We start from the raw sequence: 18,324 nt of genomic DNA on the forward strand, positions 1-18,324 counted from the left end.
CATGAGCGGTTGGAAAACCCTTCATCTTCCCGGCATCGGGCGGGCATTGCAGGTCCGCCTCAGACAGCCGGTACCCGGTGTGAGCCGCGCACTGCAAGTGCGACTGGCCCATCCGGTGGCAGGTCGCGCGTTGCTGCGCGGCGGCCGCACAACCTTGAAGTACACCCTGAACAGTCTCGGGGTGCTGTCGGTGGCCGCAGCGGTCACCCTCACCGTCAGCCAGCAATGGCGGACATCGCTTGCCGGGGCACTGGCGGGCAATGAAGCGCCTGCCGTGCTGGTAGACGCCGCCGTGGCCAACGCCGAAGCGGCCAACACGGTTCACGCCGTCGCCAGCGCGTCGGTGCCGGCGATATCGGCCGACGCGGCCGCAGCACGACTGCTGGCTACCGCGACGTCCAAGGCCAAGGGCCTGCCGACCGTGTCGGGCGTCGACGAATGGAGCCAGACCCCTGCGGGCAAGGTGCCGTCGGTGGCGCACCTGGCTGCCCAGATTCCGGTGCAGCGCGTGGCGCTGGACGCGCGCAACACCAGCGCGCTGGGATCGGCGCGCGAGCAGGCCGCCGTGGCGGAGTACATCGCACGCAAGTACCGCGTCGCGAGCCAGGCTACCGCCCAGCTGGTCAAGGCTGCCTACATGACCGGCCGCGAGGTCGGTATCGATCCGCTGCTGATCCTGGGCGTGATCGCCATCGAGTCCAGCTTCAATCCGTACGCCGAAAGCGGCGTCGGGGCGCAGGGCCTGATGCAGGTGATGACCAAGGTCCACCAGGACAAGTACGAAGCCGTGGGCGGCGTGACCGCCGCGCTGAATCCGTACGCCAACATCAAGATCGGTGCGCTGGTGCTGAAGGACTGCATCGCCCGCGCCGGTTCGATCGAGGGCGGCCTGAAATACTACGTGGGCGCCACGACCAACACGGACGGCGGCTATGGCGCCAAGGTGCTGGCCGAACGTGGACGGCTGCGTGCCCTGCTGGGCCTGCCGGCCGCGGACAAGGCGGGCGACGCCAAGACGCAGGCCGAGCATCACCAGAACGGCGAAAAGCTGGAAGCCTCCGGCAATACCGCGCAGGCGGCCTGACCTTCGGGGCGGGTTCGACCGGCAAGAAGAAAGGCACCCCTCGGGGTGCCTTTTCGTTTTCGTTCCGTTTCCGGCTGCCGGGCCGTCGCCCGGGTGGGCCTGGCGCCTAGCGCAAAAAGTGATGCATGCGATCCATGGCCTCTTCGATATTGGCCATCGACGTCGCATACGAGATGCGGATGTAGTCGTTTGCCGTGTGGGGGCCGAAATCCGTGCCGGGCACCATGACCACGCCGGCATCGTGCAGGATCGCCTGGGTCAGTTTGTCGGCGTTGCCAGCGGCCGGGTGGTTCACGTGCCGGCAGTCGGCATAGACATAGAACGCGCCGTCGGGCTTGACCGGTACGCGCAGCCCCAACGCTTCCAGCGCGGGCAGGATCGCGTCGCGGCGGCGATGGAACTCGGCCTTGCGCTCGTCGTAGATCGCCAGCGCCTCCGGCGAGAAGCAGGCCACGGCCGCATGCTGGGCCACGGCCGACGCGCAGATGAACAGGTTCTGCGCCACCTTTTCGAACGCCGGCACCAGCGCATCGGGCACCACCAGCCAGCCCAGCCGCCAGCCGGTCATGTTGAAGTACTTCGAGAAGCTGTTGACGGTGATCACGTTGTCGTCGAGCGCCAGCGCCGAGACGGGCGGGGCATCGTATGACAGCCCCTGGTAGATCTCGTCGAGGATGGCAAAGCCCCGGCGCTCGCGCACTTCGGCCAGGATCGCCTTGAGTTCGTCCGGCAGGATCGACGTGCCGGTCGGGTTCGATGGCGACGCCAGCAGCACGCCGCGCGTCTTTTCGCCCCAGTGGGCCGCCACCTGGGCGGCCGTCAGCTGGAATCGCTCCGCCGGGCCGCTCGGGATCATTTTCGCCTGCCCATCGAACGCCGCCACGAAATGGCGGTTGCACGGGTAGCTCGGGTCCGGCATCAGCACTTCGGCACCGATTTCCACCAGCACCGCGCAGGCCAGCAGCAGCGCGCCGGAGGCACCGGCCGTGACGATCACGCGCCGCTCGGGAATGTCCAGCCCATAGGCGGTCTTGTAGTAACCGGCAATGGCTTCGCGCAGCGCGTGGATGCCCAGGGCGCCGGTGTACTGCGTCACGCCGCGTCGCATCGCGGCTTCGGCCGCGTGGATGACCGGCGCCGCGGCGGTGAAATCGGGCTCGCCAATACCCATGTGGATGATGTGCCGGCCGGCACGTTCGAGTTCGGCGGCCTGCTTGGCCAGTTCCATCACGTGGAAGGCCTCGATGTTGGCAAGTCGGGAAGCGGTGGCGATACGCTGGTAGTCCATGGCGATGGGGACAGAAGCACGGGGTGGAAACAAAAACACCCGCCGGAGCGGGTGTCATGCCGGTGACTGGCATCATGGGATGCCGGACGCCGGATTGCAACATCCAGTCGGGTGGATGCGGGTCAGCGGCGCGCGGCAACCTCGGGTGCGCGCACCTGGGCGGCCAGCTTGTCGAGCACGCCGTTCACGTACTTGTAGCCTTCCACGCCGCCGAAGGTCTTGGTCAGTTCCACGGCTTCGTTGATGACGACCTTGTACGGAATGTCCAGGCAATGCACCAGCTCGTAGCTGCCCACCAGCAGCGCGGCGCGCTCCACGGGCGACAGTTCGTCGACGGTGCGGTCCAGGAACGGCTCGAACGCGGCGGTCAGGCGCGCTTCCTCGCGCACGGCACCGCCCAGCAGCGCGTCGAAATGTTCGCGGTCGGCCTTGTTGAAGCCTTGCGCGTCGTGCAGGTGGGCCTGAATTGCACCGATATCGTTGCGATTCAGCAGCCACTGATACAGGCCTTGCAGGGCCAGTTCCCGGGACCGCCGGCGCGCGCTCTTCGGCGGAGCCTTGGGTTCGGTGCGCGCCTTGGCGCCGGCCGGCTTGCCGGCGGCGTCTTGCGCGTCGCCGTTGTCGGGGGCATTACTCATCATCTTCCTCGTCATCTTCATCGCGGCCGTCGTTCTCGCGCAGGGAATCCAGCGCGACGACCAGGTTGGCCATTTCCACTGCGGTGCGGGCGCAGTCACGGCCCTTTTCGCGGGTGCGGGCATGGGCCTGCGCGTCGGTGTCGACCGTCAGGATGCCGTTGGCGATGGGCACGTTGAAGTCCAGGCCCACGCGCGTGATGCCGGCACCCGATTCGTTCGAGACCAGCTCGAAATGGTACGTCTCGCCGCGCACCACCGCGCCCAGCGCGATCAGTGCGTCGAACTGGCCGCTTTCGGCCATCTTCTGCAGGGCCAGCGGCACTTCCAGCGCGCCGGGCACGGTCACGAGCAGCGTGTCTTCGCCCTCGACGCCGAGCTTTTCCAGTTCTGCCGTGCAGGCTTCGCGCAGCTCGTCGCATACGGGCTCGTTGAAACGGGCTTGCACAATACCGATGCGCAGGCCTTCACCGTCCAGGTTGCTCTCGTAGAAGCCGTGATCCATTGTCAGTTCTCCATTCATTCGGTCAGTCACCGGCAGGAATGCCGGCGCCGTGTGATTCCGTACCGCAGGCGGATGCCTGGTTCAATCCCGTTCCAATCGCATCAATCGCAGTTCGGCTCGCCGTCCATGGGCTGGCAGCCGACGATTTCCAGATCGTAGCCGGTCATGCTCGGCATCTTGCGCGGCGAGCCCAGCACGCGCATCTTGCCCACGCCGATATCGCGCAGGATCTGGGCGCCCACGCCGTAGGTGCGCAGGTCGGGCTTGCGGCGGGGGCGGTCCTGCGGGGCGTCCAGCGCGGCAAACTGTTCGAAAATCTGTTCCGGCGCGTCGCCGCAGTTCAGCAGCACCATCACGCCCTGTTCGGCGCCGTGCAGCACTTCCAGCGCGGCCGGCAGGCTCCACGAGTGCGTGGTGCGGCCGGCTTCCAGCAGGTCCAGCACCGACAGCGGTTCATGCACGCGCACCAGCGTGGCGGTATCCGGACGCGGCTGGCCCTTGACCAGCGCCAGATGGGCGCGGCCCGACGGCTTGTCGCGGTACATCACGCTGTGGAACTTGCCCCACGGCGTCTGCATGTCGCGCTCGCCCGTGCGTTCGATGATGCTCTCGGTGCGGCTGCGGTAGTGGATCAGGTCGGCGATCGTGCCGATCTTCAGGTCGTGCTCGCGTGCGAATTCGATCAGGTCGGGCAGGCGGGCCATCGTGCCGTCGTCCTTCATGATCTCGCAGATCACCGCCGCCGGGGTCAGGCCGGCCAGCGCGCCAAGGTCGCAGCCGGCTTCGGTGTGGCCGGCGCGGATCAGCACGCCGCCGGGCTGGGCCGTCAGCGGGAAGATATGGCCCGGCTGCACCAGGTCCGAAGCCTTGGCGTCGCGGGCCACGGCGGCCTGCACGGTGCGCGAGCGGTCGGCGGCCGAGATGCCCGTGGTCACGCCCTCGGCGGCCTCGATCGACACCGTGAAGTTGGTGCCATGCACGGTGCCGTTGCGCGACACCATCGGATACAGCTCCAGCTGGCGGCAGCGTTCGGCCGTCAGCGTCAGGCAGATCAGGCCGCGGCCATACTTGGCCATGAAATTGATGGCTTCGGGCGTCACGAAGTCGGCCGCCAGCACCAGATCGCCTTCGTTCTCACGATCTTCCTCGTCGACGAGGATGACCATGCGGCCGGCGCGGATGTCGGCAATGATGTCTTCAGTACGGGCGATAGTCATGGCTTGGAACGGCGTTCAATGAGGGCGGGCGCGGGATGCGAGCAATCGGACAGGCAATCAGGCGGGCAGGGCCGGCGCGGATGTCGCGAGACCGGCGAAATCAAGGCCGCTATTGTACGCCATGCCGTTCGACGATGCCCCGGGTTCGGGGGCGGACCGGGCGGCCGCCGACAGGGCCCGGGTTCGCCCGGGTTGCGGGAATGTGAATGAGGCGGCATATCGGAACCGTTGCGTTGCCATACGCCGCTTCCGCCGGGACAGCCGGCCAGACCACGGAGAGATATCAGATGCATCCACCTCTGCAGGGCATCCGTATTGTCGAGTTCGAGGGCCTGGGTCCCGGGCCGCTGGCCGGCCGGATGCTGGCCGACATGGGCGCCGAGGTCACGGTCATCGCCAGGCGCCAGCGTACGGCCGTGGCCGACCGACTGGGCGGCAGCAAGCCCAGCCCGCTGCGGCGCGGCAAGACGATCGTGCCGCTGGACCTCAAGCAGCCGGGCGACCTGGCCGAGGCCTTGCGCCTGGTTGCCACGGCCGATGGGCTGATCGAAGGGAACCGGCCCGGCGTCATGGAGCGGTTGGGGCTGGGCCCGGCCGACTGCGCTGCCCGCAATCCCGCGCTGGTCTATGGGCGGATGACCGGCTGGGGCCAGACCGGGCCGCTGGCGCAGACGGCGGGCCATGACCTGAACTATGTGGCGCTCACCGGCATGCTGTCGCTGTCCGCCCGGCCGGGACAGGCGCCGATCACCCCGCCCACGGTGCTCGGCGATGCCGGCGGTGCGCTGGGCCTGGCCTTCGGCATGGTCTGCGCCATGCTCGACGCCCGCGCCACGGGGCGGGGTCGCGTGGTGGATGGCGCCATCGTCGATATGGTCGGCATGCTCGGCAGCATCGCGCTCTGGGTCCGTAACAACGGCCAGCTGGACGGAGACGAGCCAAGCCCGTTCCATCAGTCGCCGTTTTACGACGTCTATGCCTGCGCCGATGGCGGTTTCATCACGATTGGCGCGCTGGAGCCGCAGTTCTATGCGCTGCTGCTGACGAAGCTGGGGCTAGACGACGTCGATCCCGCCAGCCAGTATGACCGCACCGCGTGGCCGTCCCTGAAAGCGCGCTTCACGGCGCTGTTCCTGAGTCAGCCGCGCGCCCACTGGGACAGCCTGCTGGGGGGTACGGACGTGTGCTATGCGCCGGTGCTCAGCATCGCCGAGGCAGCCCGCCATCCGCACAACGTGGCGCGGGGCCTGTTCGTCGAGCGGGAAGATGGCACGCTCGATACCGCTGGCGCGCCCCGGTTTCTGGCGCCCGACGCCTGACGCTGCGTTTGTCGATCGGACTGTCGATCAAAACCAGGAAAAATACGTCGAGGAGGGGACTTATGCAGCGGGCCGGGAGCGGCCCGTCATGCCGTGCCGGCGGCGACGCGCGCCGGTCAGAGCGCCGGCCTGGCCACGCCGTCGGACGCCGACAGCATCCGCTCCACGTAGCGCGCGATCAGGTCGATTTCCAGGTTCACCCGCTTGCCCGCAGCCAGTTCGTTGAGCGTGGTCACTTCCACGGTATGCGGAATCAGGTTGATCGAGAACACGCAGCCGTCGGCTTCGTCGCTGACGGTGTTGACGGTCAGCGATACGCCATTTACCACCACCGACCCCTTGTAAGCCAGGTAGCGGCCCAGCTCGCGCGGGGCACGGATGCGCAGCTCGTGCGACTCGCCCACCGGGGCGAAACGGACCACTTCGCCCAGGCCATCGACATGACCGGACACCAGATGGCCACCCAGGCGGTCGGCCAGGCGCAGTGCCTTTTCGAGATTGACGCGGCCCGGCTGGTCCAGCCCGACGGTCTTGTCGAGCGATTCGCGTGAGACATCCACGTCGAAGTGGCCCGCTTCCAGCGTGACCACGGTCATGCAGGCGCCCTGGATGGCGATACTGTCGCCGATGCCCACATCGGACAGGTCCAGGTCGCCGGCGGCCACGCGCAGGCGCACGCCCGCATCGGCATCGCCCAGCGGCGAAACGGTTTCGATGCGGCCCACGGCCGCCACAATGCCAGTAAACATGCTTGCCTCTGTCTGAATACGATGAATACGGTTGTCAGTCCTTGCTGTCGGCGCGGCGGGCGATCAGGCGCAGGTCGTCGCCGATCTGCCGCACTTCGTGCCAGCGGAATTGCGCGGCGTCTTCCAGCCGGGTCAATGGCGGCAGGTTGAACATGCCCTGCGCGTCCCCCAGCAGCCGGGGTGCCATGTAGACCAGCAGTTCGTCGGCACAGCCTTCGCGGATCAGCGATCCGTTGAGCTTGTAGCCGGCTTCCACATGCAGTTCGTTGATGCCGCGCTGGCCCAGCGCCTCGAGCATGCGGCGCAGTTCCACCTTGCCGTGCCGGTTGGGCAGCACCACGACTTCGACGCCCCGGTCTTCCAGCGCGCGCTGGCGCGCCTTGTCCTCGACGGCGCAGAACACCAGAACCGGTTTGGCGAAATCGCCCGTGTCACGATGCAGGATCTGCGCGTCGAGCGGCACTTCGAGCCGCGAGTCGACCAGTACGCGTTGTGGCTGGCGCGGCGTGTCCACGGCCCGCACGGTCAGCGCGGGGTTGTCGTCCCGCACGGTGCCGATGCCGGTCAGGATGGCGCACGCGCGGGCGCGCCAGGCATGGCCGTCGTCACGCGCGGCCTGGCTCGTGATCCATTGGCTGGTGCCGTCGTGCAAGGCCGTGCCGCCATCGAGCGAGGCCGCCACCTTGACGCGCACCCACGGCAGCCCGCGCGTCATGCGCGAGACAAAGCCGATATTGAGGTCGCGCGCTTCCTTTTCGAGCAGCCCGCAGCGTACGTCGATGCCCGCGTCGCGCAGCCGCTGCAGGCCCCGCCCTGACACGCTCGGGTTCGGGTCTTCCATGGCGGCCACCACGCGGGCGATGCGCGCGCGTACCAGCGCGTCGGCACATGGCGGCGTGCGGCCAAAGTGGCTGCACGGTTCCAGCGTGACATAGGCGGTGGCACCCGCCGGGTCATGACCGCGCGCAATCGCGTCCTTCATGGCCTGGATTTCGGCATGATCCTGGCCGGCCGGCTGCGTATAGCCCTGTCCGATGACCTGTCCGTCCTTCATCAGGACACAACCGACGCGAGGATTTGGCGTGGTGGTGTACATGCCCCGTGCGGCGAGTGCCAGGGCCTGCGCCATGGCGGTGTGGTCGGAATCGGAAAACATGGTGTGGCGAGTCGGGCCTGAAGTGGTATGTCCGGTCAATCGAAAATCTGGGAAATCAGGGGCGTCGGACCGGTGCCCTGGCGCCTGCGGCATGGTCAGTCGCAATCGGCATCGGCGCCGGGGCGGCAGATCCGGATGCGTCCCTGGGCGCCGAGCCGTACCTGGCGTTGCGCCTGGTGGCAACGCACCAGGAATGTGGCGGCCAGAAAGCCGCCACGCTCCGACCGTGAGTATCCCACAGGTGTCAAGCGCAGGCTTTGGGTGGCTGCCGTGCCGGCGGTGGCGCGCAGCGTGATGCGAAGGTAGCGCTCATGCAATGCCACCACCGAGAACGGCGGGGTTTGCTCGCCAGCGGTGTCTCCCAGGGCCGTCAACTGCCAGCCGCGATCCAGCGTGTCTGCGCCGTGGATCGGCGCCAGCCGCACGTCGGACCGCCGTGCCGACGCCGTGGTGCGTGCCAGCGCCAGCGACGCCGCCAGGCGGTCTGCGGCGTGGCTGGCACTCTGTTCGGCGACGAGCGTGCCGATGGTGGGCCATGCGGCCACCGCAAGCACAGCCGATACGGCCAGCGATACCAGCAGTTCGGTCAGCGTCACGCCATGCTGCTGCCACCTCTTTCGCCTCGGCATGATGTTCAGCACTCCGGGGGCAACCGCTTTGCGCCACCGTCTGGCGTGGGCAGAAAGAGCCACTCCCCGCTGCTGCGCAGCACCAGGGTGCCGCAAAGCGGGTCGGGCCGTACCGGGACGGCGCGCACTTCCACGCAGCGTGACAGCGAGATGCCGTCGCAGCTGGTGGCGGTAAGCCAGTGACGGGTACGCGCCGGTGGCGGTGGGACGGCTTTCGGCCAGTTGCCGGCCGGTGTCGCGTCATCGGTTGCGCTGGCGAACGTCAGGTTCGCCAGCGCATGGCGCTCCAGCGCGAGCATGGCCGAGACCAGTTCCGCACGTGCCTGCATGCGCCAGCCGCGCTCGGCCTGACGCTGCCAGGCAGGCACGGCCAGCATCGTCAGTATGGTGACGATGACCACCACGACCAGCAGTTCGGCCAGGCTGAAGCCGGCGGTCCGGGGTGCGCGATCGGGTCGATTTGACATCATTGCGGCGACCTCACCAGTTCGCGCCAGCCCAGGCGTCCTCGCCGCCTGTGCCAGCGTGCCTGCTGCAACAGCGCGGCCGTGTCGCCGTCCACCTGCCACAGATCGAGTCCCAATGTGTCCCGCGTGGCGGTAGCAGGAGTGGTCGGCTGGCCGGTGGCGAGTATCGACGTGATGCCGATGGGTGCCGGCATGCCGCCGGCCCATGGCAGGCCGGTCACGGCGTGGACCGGCTTGCCGTCGCCGCCCAGGGTGGTCACCGACTCGCCGCGGGCGGCATCGACAAGATAGCTGCGCCGTGTTCCCGCTTCGTCCACGGTAGTAAATCCCAGGTGGACCGGGCTGGCGCTGTAGAGCGTGTCCACGCGTTCGCCGGGGCGGGGCAGGGTCAGCGTCCAGCCGTTTGCGGAAGCGGCGCCGGGTTGTGCCGACCGGAGGACGACGCCATCGCCCTTCGCCAATGCCGCGATGCTGGCCGGTGCCTGCGAGCCGCCGGGGGCATCTGGTATCGCGGACACCTCGTTGCCGGTGCCGTAGACGATGAGCGGCGTTGTGCCCGTCTGCACGACGACCGGGGCGTCGGTGTTGTCACCGGCGATGCCTCTCTGCCGGTGCATGCAGGTGGCCGACGGCGCCGGGGCACCTGTGGACAAGTGGCCAAGGTCAAAGCGCCAGAGCCTGCCGGCCGCATCGGTGGCATACGCCGCGTGCGCCATGCCGCTGGCCGTGCTGCGGATGGCCACGGCCAGCAAGGGGATCGATGCGGTGGTCGCCGCGCAGCCGGCATCGGGCAACGTGATACGTGGGACGTCTGCGGATGTCGCCCAGTTCTGCGCGGGCCGGTCGAGCGGCAGCAGCGCCAGCGCCGCGCGCGCATGCGTGCCGGCGTCGGACGAAACGATTGCCGCCGCCGCCCAGCGCCGCTCGCCGCGTGCCATCCACATGGCCGCACCGATGGGGCCGCTGCCCGACAGACGAAGCATGTCATTGGCTTGCACTTCCCACAGCAGGCGGATCGGCGTTGGCGCGTCGGGCGCCGAGACATCGAGCACGAATACCGCGCCGGGTTGGACAAACGACGACGTCTGGCGCGCCGGCATTCCACACAGCAGCAGCGTGCGCCATGTGCCCGATGGGTCGGCGTCGATGCTGACGGGGCGCGGACATGGCGCGGATGGCACAGTCCCGGCGGGTTGGGTCAGCAGGGCGGCGCCTGCGAGGGCCGCGCGCGGCAGGTAGCCGACCCGTTCCTGCCCGGTTACGGCGTCGAAGCCATGCAACAGGCCGTCACGGGTGCCCAGCCAGACCATGGTCGGCCGCCTGGCATGGCGTTGACGGAAATCCGTGTGACCGGGCTGCATCGGCAACCAGGCGGGGGGCGCCATGACGTGCACGCGCGCGCCCGCAGCATTGCCCAGGCGGGTATCGCGCTGCCGCAGGGCAGCATTCCGGAAGTCGCCTTGCAGCCATGCCAGCCGCGCTTGCCCGGCGTCCTGCGGTGTGACGCCATCGAGTACGGACCGGGCATCGTCATCGATGGCCGGCCAGCGCAACGGAACGATCTGGCCGCCGCCAAGGTAAAGCCGCCGCGCGTGCAAGTCCTGGCGATCGAGCTGATCGCCGGCTTCCCAGGGCATCTGTACGGGCGCGGCAGACAGTGCCGCCGTCCGGAACGCCAGGGCATGCAGGCGGCCTGTCCAGGGATAGTTGCCACTGGAGACGCGATATCCCAGCGGAAGCTGACCGGGCGTTGCGAAGCTTGCGGGGATCGAGCATGCCGCCACGACCAGGGTGAGAAGCAATCGAACGACACGATAGGCGATGCTCATGGCTGAAACTCCGTCTGCAGCAGCACGCGGACTTCCGCGTCCCGTCCCATGCCCAGCGCAACGATGCGCATGCGTGGCCACATGCCGGCCGCCGGCGGGTCGTCGCGGATCTCTATCAGGTAGCGGGGCAATGTCGTGGCGCCGATCACGGCTGCCGGCAGTACCGGCAGTTGTGCGCCCGTGAAGGTGCCCAGCGCGACACCGATGCTAGCGTCCGCACCGCCCACGTCGCCGTCCAGCCATGCCTGCCACACGCGGTGATCCCCGTCGGCCATGCAGATCCCACGCTGCGCGCCCTCCGCGCAGGTACCCGGCGCGGGCCAGCTGGCCAGACGCGCGCTGCCCGATGCGATGGCGGCGATCAGGTCGGCTTCGGCATCGTGCAATGCCGCTTCGGCGGCGCGGAAGGCGATCTCGCGGTCGAGCGGTTGGCTTGCCAGCTGCCGGCCTGCCAGCAGAAAGTGTGTGGCAGCGGCGCAGATGCCACCCATCAGCAGCATCAGCGTGGCGACGAACGCGAGTAGCGCGGCACCTGTAGGCCTGCGACGACTCAGCATATGATCCCCTGGCACGGAGACGGGTTGCGAAGGCGAACCGTGGTGGCGAACACCCGGCGCCTCAGGTGCGGATGTCTGGCCGGCATGAAGACCTGGTCGTCGGCGTGGCTGGCGCCGTCGCCTGGAAACAGCGTGAGCCGTTGCGTGGTGCCAGGCGCGAGCGTAGGGCGCTCGCCACGTATGACCACGGCGATCTGCACTGCGTGCACGCGATGCCAGCCGGCGGAGCCCTGTGTGGGCAATTCACGCGCCGGCACGAATCGGTCGATCCGTCCGTCGCCGTCGAAGTCCATGCCGTAGCGCAGCTGCAACATCTCCACACCACGCACCAGCGTGCCGGCCGTGTGGGCGCCCGCCAGCAGGCGGCTGCCCTGGCGGGTCGGATAGCGACACAGCAGCTGTGGCACGCCGTCACCGCCCGTGCCCACGTAAAACAGGTTGGTCGAGGCGTGGTGAGGCAGGGCCGCCCCGCTGGCCCGGACGATGGCGCGGGCCGGCAGTGCATAGCCGCCGCAGTCGCTCATGGTGCCGTCAGGCAAGGTGGGGTCGGCGGCAAGGCCGCTGCCGGATACGCGCACAAGCAGCGCATCGCTGCCGTTCACACCGCCCCGCGCGCACTGCATCGGGGATTGCGTCCGCGATGGTGTCTGCGTTTGCGTGTGGAGCGATGGCTGCGCGCAGTCGTCGCGTCCTTCGATGGGCGGCACCGGCGCCGGATGCGCCGGCGCGAGCGCGACATGCGCGGGAATCCATCCTGCCTGCCGAATCGAGTGGGCCAGGATGAACAACGCGCGCTGCCCCCGTTCCTCGATCAAAACGCCGTCAACCACGGTGGCATACGCGGTGCGCATGACCTGGAAGCTGGCCAGTGCGGCAAATGTGGCGATCAGGCCCAGGGAAATGCCTACCATCAGGCTGGCGAGCGTGAAGCCTCGTGCGTTCCCATGCGTCAGGCGGCGGCACGTCATGGCCGCACCCACAGGGCAATGTGCGTCACGGACATTGCCCGGTCATGCGGGCGCGTCAGCGCATCAGGCGGCAAGGTGGCCAGTGCGATGTGGTCGCCGTGCAGGCAGCCACCATCGGCGAAGGTGCCCCCGCACAGCGCAGCACGGTCTGCATCGCCGCTGACCAGCCGCCAACCTTCGTCGCGCGCCTCAGCCTGTTCCGCCGCCAGCCGCAGCGTGGCGCCGAGCCGCTCGTGGTGGCCACCCCAGCGCAACCAGGCACTGCCCAGCGTGGCCAGCGGTACCGCGCCCAGGCCCACGATGGCCAGGCAGACCAGTGATTCGACAAGAACGTCGCCACGGGCCTGATGACGCGAAACGCCAAGGGCCGCAGCGGGGCGGCGGATCAATCGAAACGGAAAACAGGAAGCCGAGCAAGGCATGGCACATCGGTTCGTCGGGAACGGATGGCCACGATAGCGGCAGGAAGGGGGTTAAAACGTGTCCGGATGTGACGGAGTTGCGTCAATGTGTGTCCGAGCGGCTCTCCGAAACCTCCGACGCCGCTCGGCAGCCTTGCTGCGAGTCCGCTACCAGCAGGTGCCGGCTGCACCCGTGCCCGTCGACGTCTTGACGTTCAGGTTGTCGACCGTGAAATTGCCGCACACGGGGTCCTGGCGATTGGCCACTGGCGTGGCGGTCAGTTGGAAACCGGTGGCGATAGAGCCGCCGGATGGCGCGATGGTGATGATGTAGTTGGTGGATTCGCAGGTGTCGCCAGACGGCGTCTTGGCGTCATCGCACTTCGTCAGTTTGAGCGCCGACGGATCGACGGTGTAGGTGTTGTTGACCGTGAAGTACCGTTCCAGCGCCCCCTGCACGCGGGCCAGGCCAGCCTTGGCCTCGGCGCGCCGCGACTTGGTCACGAACTGCTGGTATTGCGGGATGGCGACCGCCGCCAGAATGCCGACGATCATCACCGTGATCATCAGCTCTATCAGCGTGAAGCCCCGGGCGCCGGCGTGGCGCCCGCCCCTGGTCTTCTCAAATTTCATCATCGCAGTTCTCCTGTCATCCCCGTCCTGCCCAGGCATCAGCGCTGGATCTGCCGCCATGACACGCGGCCGGTTGGATAGCCGGTGTTGATGGTGTTCCTGCTGATACCGCCGCCGGCGCTGCTGTTGGATCCGCTTCCGCTGGTGTACGAATTGTTGCCGATGACGGTCGAATTGGTCAGGATGCCGTTGTTCGACTTCTTGCCGTTCACTACCTGGCCAGCGGTGTTACCGCTGCCGCCAACGGCATCCGATCCGTCGAACTTGCCGTCGCCATTGGCGTCGAACATCGCGACCGTCTGACCGCCGGTCAGGCCGTCGATGAGCATTTCCCAGCCGGTGCCGCCGTATTCGCACAAATCGCTGGAGGGTACGAGCGTGGAGAACAGCAATCGCGTGCCGGTAATCTGCGGATCATAGACCACGCGCTCGCCTTGCGGGTCCGCGCCGGGCGAAGCGAGGTTCAGATACCACCCCATGGCGCCGCCGCTGTAGTTCACCGGGTTCTTGCTCAGCACCCTGTACCAGTCTCCGCCCTTGTACTGGGCTTCCATCGTGATGGACTGCTGCACCAGCTGGGAACGCGTGATCGTGAGCTGCCCACTGCTGTTTTTGTCCCAGATGCCGTAGACCGACTGCGTGCCCATGTTTGCGGGGTCACCAACATCCACGTACCGGCCCGTGCCGAACATCATGATGTAGCCGCCCCAGCGATTACGCACCCCACCAAACGACGTTGTGATCGGCTGGGCATTGCCGCCGGCGTCGGTGGCTTTGAACAGCAGTTGCCGGGTGTCCTGGTAGGCCGCCGCGGTCTTGCCGCTGACATCGAACTTCCAGACGTTGCCGAGCAGGTCGCCTGCGTAGATGGCGTCGGCCACGTAGTCGCCATCGGTATCGGTCACGTACACCTGCATGATGCCGTTGGACTTCTTCTGGGCGTCGGTGGCGTCGTTGACCGTCAGCTTGAGGTAGTCCGTGCCGAGGCGCCAAGTCTTGCTGCCGGCCGGGCGGTCCAGGAAAATTACGAAAATCGAGCCGCGTGCCGCAGTACTGTTCAGGCCGTTGCCGAAGACCGCAGCCCATTTGCCGTTGCCCAGCCGCACGATCTTCGGCCGGCCATAGGTGTAGCCGAGGTCTGCGTCATCGGCGCTGGTAAATTCCCAGAGTGCGGTGGACGCCGCGGTGGACTCGTTGATCGCCGTCGGGTTGGTCACATCAAGCGCATAGATGCCCTTCCCGCCGCCGCCCAGCCCGCCAACCAGCACGGTTTTCCATGCGCTGTTGACGTAGGCATCGGTGATTGTCGGAGTGCTGTCTACGTAGTAGCTGTGCGCATACTTGGGAGCCGTCAGGTCGGCCAGCTTGCCATATAGCGCCGACGGCACGTATGCGAACAGCTCCTTGCCGCCGTCGCTAGCGGGGTCGTCGCTCATGTCGGCCGAGAATGCGTGCAGCATGCCGTCATTGGCGCCGACATAGATCATCGGCTTGCGCTTGCTCTGCGCGGCGACGAAAGCTACATAGGTGGCGTCGCCATACCCGGCGGCGGGCGTTCCCACGTACTGCGGACTGGAATTGACGATATCGCCCAACGCGGTAGAGCGGGCGCGGAACATCGTCTGTTCATTGCTCTGATCGCCGCGTAGCCAGAGCAGCCGCTTGGTGCCCAGCTTGTCGGTGCCGTTCAGCGCGGTCTGGTATGCCGTGGGCAAGCTATCCCAACGGAACGGAATGCCGGCGCTGTTGGTGTCGGCGGTGTTGTAGGTCAGAATTGCACGGCTGTCCTGGTTGACGCCCTTGAGCTTGGCGCCCGCATCCCACTTTTCCTGGGAGGCGATGTTGCCGTTCTTGTCCAGGCGATAGGCCAACACCTGACCCGACCAGTCGGAGCCATTGAAGCGGGCCTGGAAAATGCTGGAATCGGTTTTCAGCGATGTGGTACTTGCCGCCACCGCTGCCGCCGATGAGGTCTTCAGAATCGACAGGAAGGCGTTTTCCAGTGCTGCGGCCAGCGCGACGGGGTTGGTCGCGTAGAAGTAATTGTCGGGCACGCCGTCCGAACCTTTACTGCCGTTCGACAGGGTCACGTCCCATTCGGACGTCTGGTCGGGGGTGCCGCTACCGTTCTGATCGTTGAAACCGCCCCACTTGGCGGCGTACAGCAATGGGTCCTGGAATTGCGAGCCGGCCTTGCCGTTGGCCGTGTAGACGACGCTAGTCTCCGGATCGCCAAAATTACACTTGTTGCAACCGCCAGTCGTATTGATCGGCGCGCTGGAGGGGGTCACCTTGATATTGGTGGGATCGCTGTACTGGAAGTCGTAGATCCCGGAGTGGAAGTGCGGGCCATCCTGCGAGGTGCCGGAGATCGAGTAGCCGAAGCCCTGGCCGTTAGCCGACGAGCCCGACACCACGCGTGTGGACACCGTGATGGTGTCGCCGCTGACGTTGTAGCTTAGGATGCCCCAGACGTCCTGGTCATAGTCGCCGCCGGCAATCGAATCTTCCCAGTTCACGTAGAACTTGCCGCTGGTGGCGGTCTGCGAGATGACCTTGAAGTCCACCAGCGTACCGGTGCTGGCTGCGGCCGTCACGCCGTTGGGCGACTGAGGATGCAGTTGGTATGACGGCATGATCGTCACGGTCTTGCCGTTCACGTTGACGCTAATTTTGGGCGTGTTCGTGGCGAGCTGCACCGCGTAGGTGTTCATCTTGAGCGACGTGGTGTCCTGCACTGGTACGCCTAGCGTGGCGGCGTCGGCGTCCGAACGCAGGCGGTTCTGTTTGGCAAACAATGCCGCGCCTGCGATCTGGAACGTACCTTTTTGCGACGGGCCTTCCGGGCAGATGCCCAGTACGTCGCTGAGATTGCCGACCGATTTGGCCGAGCACAGGTTGTCGATCGTCTTGCCGCTGATACCGCCCGCAAACCAGGAGCCGCCGGCTATGTTCTCGCCAACTCCTACCTTGTTCGTATAGGTGCTGATATCGGGCGCGCCGTTCAGGGCGCTCATGCCGCTGAGCTGATCGTCATCGTACGATGACACGCTTGAATTGAAAACCAGCGCGTTCAGCGGCGTGCAGTACGGTGCTCGGCTCGCATTCGTCTTCGGCAGATCCATCGGGTTGGCCCAGGCTGGCTGTGTCAGACCCAGTGTGGCGTCCTTACCATTGCTGGCCGGCTGGAATGCGCTGGTTGCCGTCTTGCCACCGAAGTAGCGTAGTGTTTCGACGAAAATCTCCGAGATTGGATTGCCCCATGTGGAACAGTTGCCTTCCGAGGCCGGCTTGTTCTGGGCATTGGTGCCCCCGCTCGGCTGGATACCAGTCTGCTGGTAGTTGCACTGGTCCGCGCTCAGATAGGTGCCGTCGCTGTAGCTGTAGCCGTATGGGCGCAGCTTGTCGATGTTCCAGACGATGCCTTTCACCGGATTAGTAGCGGCCGAGTAGGTAAATACGCCGGTGTCGGGATTGAATTCCGACGCGAAGTTGGTCACGTTGCGCCGCAGGACGCCCCCAGAAATATTCTTGTCATAGCTGCCGGTCATCAGGCCGAACAGCATTTGGCCGGGGCCGCCGTACTTCTGCAAAAGCCCGATCGGCTTGTTGTTATTCGGGTCACACTTCTCCGATCCAATCAGGCCGTTGACGCACACCTGCACGCGCGCGTTGTAGACGCCGACGTCCTGGCCCATGCCCAGCCCCCGTGCCGATTGCAGAGGATTTTCGGCCGACGAGTTGATGCCCGAGAGCGCGGCGCGGTTGCCGTTCGACGAACCCGACACCGTGGTGCCATTGATCTTGGGCAGGAAAGACCCTTGCGTATTGTGGGCTTCGGTATACCAATTGCACTGCCATTTCTCGGAGGCGCCCCACGTGGCGTAGTTGCCTGCTACCACGCGGATCTGCGGCGCCTGCTGATTGGTCTGCGAGTTAAGGTTGCTGGAGTCCTTCGGCGTGACGTTGCACAAGGTCAGGCCGCCGCGCGTCAGATTGGTGACCTTCCACGACGAGAACTGTGTGCTGGTGTTGCCCGGGTTCGACACGCCATCGGCATAGAACGCCATGTTGACCGAGCCGGAGTTGACCTGCATCACCCAGCCTGTCATCGAACTGCCAGCCGTGGCGCCAGAGGTTGGCTCGAACCGCAGTTGGTCGCCGATCTGCACCTTGCTCACGTCATTGAGCGCGATATTCGATGCCGCGGCTGCGGCCAGCGCCATTTTGGTGTTCGACGTTAGCGTGCCGATGGCCGAGGCTACTTCCACGGACACCGGCACAAGTTTCGCGACGTCGGCGCCGTTGTAGAACTTGGCCCAGGCGTGCGCGTCCATCGGCAGGAAAGCACGTTCCAGCACCGTGGTGGTCGTGGTATCCGTCGAGCGCATGCCACCGTAGAGGATCTTCCGAACCTCGTCGATGCGGCTCATCGTGGCCCAGTTCAGGAAGTTGCCGCTCCAGGTCGAGCCATCGCAGTACTTCGTGTCCTTGTCTACAAGGGCCTTTGGTACGAAACCCTTGATCGTCGTCTTGTCGTACGTGTAACACTTGGCCGAATCGAAATATCCCGCGTACTCGATGCTGTTGGTGTACGTCGTATCGAGCTTGCCGTCGCCGTCCAGATCCGTATAGTCGTTGTACGCCTTCTGGTGCAGCGTGTGATCCTTGGTCAGGTCGATCATGACCATCGGCGGCACATTGCCACCGGCGAAGAGCGGCCGCTGGGCCAGGGTGAGCTGGGGGCCGGCGGCCGAGGCCGTGGCGATGGCAAGCATGCTCGACATAGCCAGCAGGGCAGCCTGCACGCGGCTCACGATGCGTCGGGAAGAGAGGGGATAGGTCATGGTGCGCCTGACAGTAAGGGTTTGCGCAAGACAGTGCTGA

Annotated in this window: 16 protein-coding genes; 2 read left to right on the top strand and 14 right to left on the bottom strand. The window is 66.4% G+C overall.

Annotated features, from left to right (window positions below):
- Position 1: 1 nt before the first annotated feature.
- Positions 2 to 1,084, top strand: coding sequence for a lytic transglycosylase domain-containing protein (locus tag AC3G88_RS01895; RefSeq protein WP_488770624.1), 1,083 nt, complete (start codon positions 2 to 4; stop codon positions 1,082 to 1,084).
- A gap of 106 nt (positions 1,085 to 1,190) precedes the next feature.
- On the opposite strand, the gene AC3G88_RS01900 is transcribed toward AC3G88_RS01895, so the two are convergent.
- The 4 genes from AC3G88_RS01900 to ribBA form a co-directional block, all read right to left on the bottom strand.
- A complete protein-coding gene (locus AC3G88_RS01900) occupies positions 1,191 to 2,372 on the bottom strand; it encodes a pyridoxal phosphate-dependent aminotransferase (protein WP_400393340.1) in 1,182 nt (393 codons plus the stop codon).
- Positions 2,373 to 2,494: 122 nt separating this feature from the next.
- A complete protein-coding gene (nusB, locus tag AC3G88_RS01905) occupies positions 2,495 to 3,010 on the bottom strand; it encodes a transcription antitermination factor NusB (RefSeq protein ID WP_029051082.1) in 516 nt (171 codons plus the stop codon).
- On the bottom strand, positions 3,003 to 3,512 hold the full coding sequence (ribH, locus tag AC3G88_RS01910) for a 6,7-dimethyl-8-ribityllumazine synthase (protein WP_029051081.1): 510 nt from the start codon (positions 3,510 to 3,512) through the stop codon (positions 3,003 to 3,005). Before ribH ends, nusB begins: the two co-directional genes overlap by 8 nt.
- Positions 3,513 to 3,613: 101 nt before the next feature.
- Positions 3,614 to 4,729 carry a bifunctional 3,4-dihydroxy-2-butanone-4-phosphate synthase/GTP cyclohydrolase II gene (gene ribBA / locus AC3G88_RS01915; RefSeq protein WP_029051080.1) on the bottom strand — a complete coding sequence of 372 codons (1,116 nt, stop codon included), beginning with the start codon at positions 4,727 to 4,729 and terminating at the stop codon, positions 3,614 to 3,616.
- Positions 4,730 to 5,016: 287 nt separating this feature from the next.
- On the opposite strand from ribBA, the gene AC3G88_RS01920 reads away from it, so the two are divergent.
- On the top strand, positions 5,017 to 6,048 hold the full coding sequence (locus tag AC3G88_RS01920; protein WP_488770623.1) for a CaiB/BaiF CoA transferase family protein: 1,032 nt from the start codon (positions 5,017 to 5,019) through the stop codon (positions 6,046 to 6,048).
- Positions 6,049 to 6,164: 116 nt separating this feature from the next.
- Here the strand turns inward: AC3G88_RS01920 and AC3G88_RS01925 are convergent, their stop codons facing one another.
- The 10 genes from AC3G88_RS01925 to AC3G88_RS01970 form a co-directional block, all read right to left on the bottom strand.
- Positions 6,165 to 6,797, bottom strand: coding sequence for a riboflavin synthase (locus AC3G88_RS01925; protein ID WP_488770622.1), 633 nt, complete (start codon positions 6,795 to 6,797; stop codon positions 6,165 to 6,167).
- Between the two features lie 34 nt (positions 6,798 to 6,831).
- On the bottom strand, positions 6,832 to 7,953 hold the full coding sequence (gene ribD, locus AC3G88_RS01930; RefSeq protein WP_488770621.1) for a bifunctional diaminohydroxyphosphoribosylaminopyrimidine deaminase/5-amino-6-(5-phosphoribosylamino)uracil reductase RibD: 1,122 nt from the start codon (positions 7,951 to 7,953) through the stop codon (positions 6,832 to 6,834).
- Between the two features lie 95 nt (positions 7,954 to 8,048).
- The gene (locus AC3G88_RS01935) at positions 8,049 to 8,582 is read right to left on the bottom strand and encodes a GspH/FimT family protein (RefSeq protein WP_488770620.1); all 534 of its coding nucleotides are present in this window, start codon (positions 8,580 to 8,582) and stop codon (positions 8,049 to 8,051) included.
- A 5-nt stretch (positions 8,583 to 8,587) separates the two neighbouring features.
- Entirely contained in the window at positions 8,588 to 9,052 is a 465-nt protein-coding gene (locus AC3G88_RS01940; RefSeq protein WP_488770619.1) for a type IV pilin protein, read from the bottom strand.
- Entirely contained in the window at positions 9,049 to 10,878 is a 1,830-nt protein-coding gene (locus AC3G88_RS01945) for a pilus assembly protein (RefSeq protein ID WP_488893096.1), read from the bottom strand. Before AC3G88_RS01945 ends, AC3G88_RS01940 begins: the two co-directional genes overlap by 4 nt.
- Positions 10,875 to 11,435 carry a pilus assembly PilX family protein gene (locus AC3G88_RS01950; RefSeq protein ID WP_488770617.1) on the bottom strand — a complete coding sequence of 187 codons (561 nt, stop codon included), beginning with the start codon at positions 11,433 to 11,435 and terminating at the stop codon, positions 10,875 to 10,877. Before AC3G88_RS01950 ends, AC3G88_RS01945 begins: the two co-directional genes overlap by 4 nt.
- On the bottom strand, positions 11,429 to 12,403 hold the full coding sequence (locus tag AC3G88_RS01955) for a PilW family protein (RefSeq protein ID WP_488770616.1): 975 nt from the start codon (positions 12,401 to 12,403) through the stop codon (positions 11,429 to 11,431). The genes AC3G88_RS01950 and AC3G88_RS01955 overlap by 7 nt, the downstream gene beginning before the upstream one ends.
- Positions 12,400 to 12,792: a hypothetical protein gene (locus AC3G88_RS01960; protein ID WP_488770615.1), complete on the bottom strand. Its 393-nt coding sequence runs from the start codon at positions 12,790 to 12,792 to the stop codon at positions 12,400 to 12,402. The genes AC3G88_RS01955 and AC3G88_RS01960 overlap by 4 nt, the downstream gene beginning before the upstream one ends.
- Positions 12,793 to 12,972: 180 nt before the next feature.
- Positions 12,973 to 13,440, bottom strand: coding sequence for a type IV pilin protein (locus tag AC3G88_RS01965; RefSeq protein WP_283780999.1), 468 nt, complete (start codon positions 13,438 to 13,440; stop codon positions 12,973 to 12,975).
- A gap of 35 nt (positions 13,441 to 13,475) precedes the next feature.
- Positions 13,476 to 18,284, bottom strand: coding sequence for a pilus assembly protein (locus tag AC3G88_RS01970; RefSeq protein WP_488770614.1), 4,809 nt, complete (start codon positions 18,282 to 18,284; stop codon positions 13,476 to 13,478).
- Between the last annotated feature and the right edge of the window lie 40 nt (positions 18,285 to 18,324).

The sequence above is a fragment of the Cupriavidus sp. 86D6 genome (assembly GCF_057815095.1).

Bases quoted from the DNA above. Each gene is read 5' to 3' on its own strand.
- AC3G88_RS01895 (WP_488770624.1), top strand. From the start codon at position 2: ATGAGCGGTTGGAAAACCCTTCATCTTCCCGGCATCGGGCGGGCATTG.
- AC3G88_RS01900 (WP_400393340.1), bottom strand. From the start codon at position 2,372: ATGGACTACCAGCGTATCGCCACCGCTTCCCGACTTGCCAACATCGAG.
- nusB (WP_029051082.1), bottom strand. From the start codon at position 3,010: ATGAGTAATGCCCCCGACAACGGCGACGCGCAAGACGCCGCCGGCAAG.
- ribH (WP_029051081.1), bottom strand. From the start codon at position 3,512: ATGGATCACGGCTTCTACGAGAGCAACCTGGACGGTGAAGGCCTGCGC.
- ribBA (WP_029051080.1), bottom strand. From the start codon at position 4,729: ATGACTATCGCCCGTACTGAAGACATCATTGCCGACATCCGCGCCGGC.
- AC3G88_RS01920 (WP_488770623.1), top strand. From the start codon at position 5,017: ATGCATCCACCTCTGCAGGGCATCCGTATTGTCGAGTTCGAGGGCCTG.
- AC3G88_RS01925 (WP_488770622.1), bottom strand. From the start codon at position 6,797: ATGTTTACTGGCATTGTGGCGGCCGTGGGCCGCATCGAAACCGTTTCG.
- ribD (WP_488770621.1), bottom strand. From the start codon at position 7,953: ATGTTTTCCGATTCCGACCACACCGCCATGGCGCAGGCCCTGGCACTC.
- AC3G88_RS01935 (WP_488770620.1), bottom strand. From the start codon at position 8,582: ATGCCGAGGCGAAAGAGGTGGCAGCAGCATGGCGTGACGCTGACCGAA.
- AC3G88_RS01940 (WP_488770619.1), bottom strand. From the start codon at position 9,052: ATGATGTCAAATCGACCCGATCGCGCACCCCGGACCGCCGGCTTCAGC.
- AC3G88_RS01945 (WP_488893096.1), bottom strand. From the start codon at position 10,878: ATGAGCATCGCCTATCGTGTCGTTCGATTGCTTCTCACCCTGGTCGTG.
- AC3G88_RS01950 (WP_488770617.1), bottom strand. From the start codon at position 11,435: ATGCTGAGTCGTCGCAGGCCTACAGGTGCCGCGCTACTCGCGTTCGTC.
- AC3G88_RS01955 (WP_488770616.1), bottom strand. From the start codon at position 12,403: ATGACGTGCCGCCGCCTGACGCATGGGAACGCACGAGGCTTCACGCTC.
- AC3G88_RS01965 (WP_283780999.1), bottom strand. From the start codon at position 13,440: ATGATGAAATTTGAGAAGACCAGGGGCGGGCGCCACGCCGGCGCCCGG.
- AC3G88_RS01970 (WP_488770614.1), bottom strand. From the start codon at position 18,284: ATGACCTATCCCCTCTCTTCCCGACGCATCGTGAGCCGCGTGCAGGCT.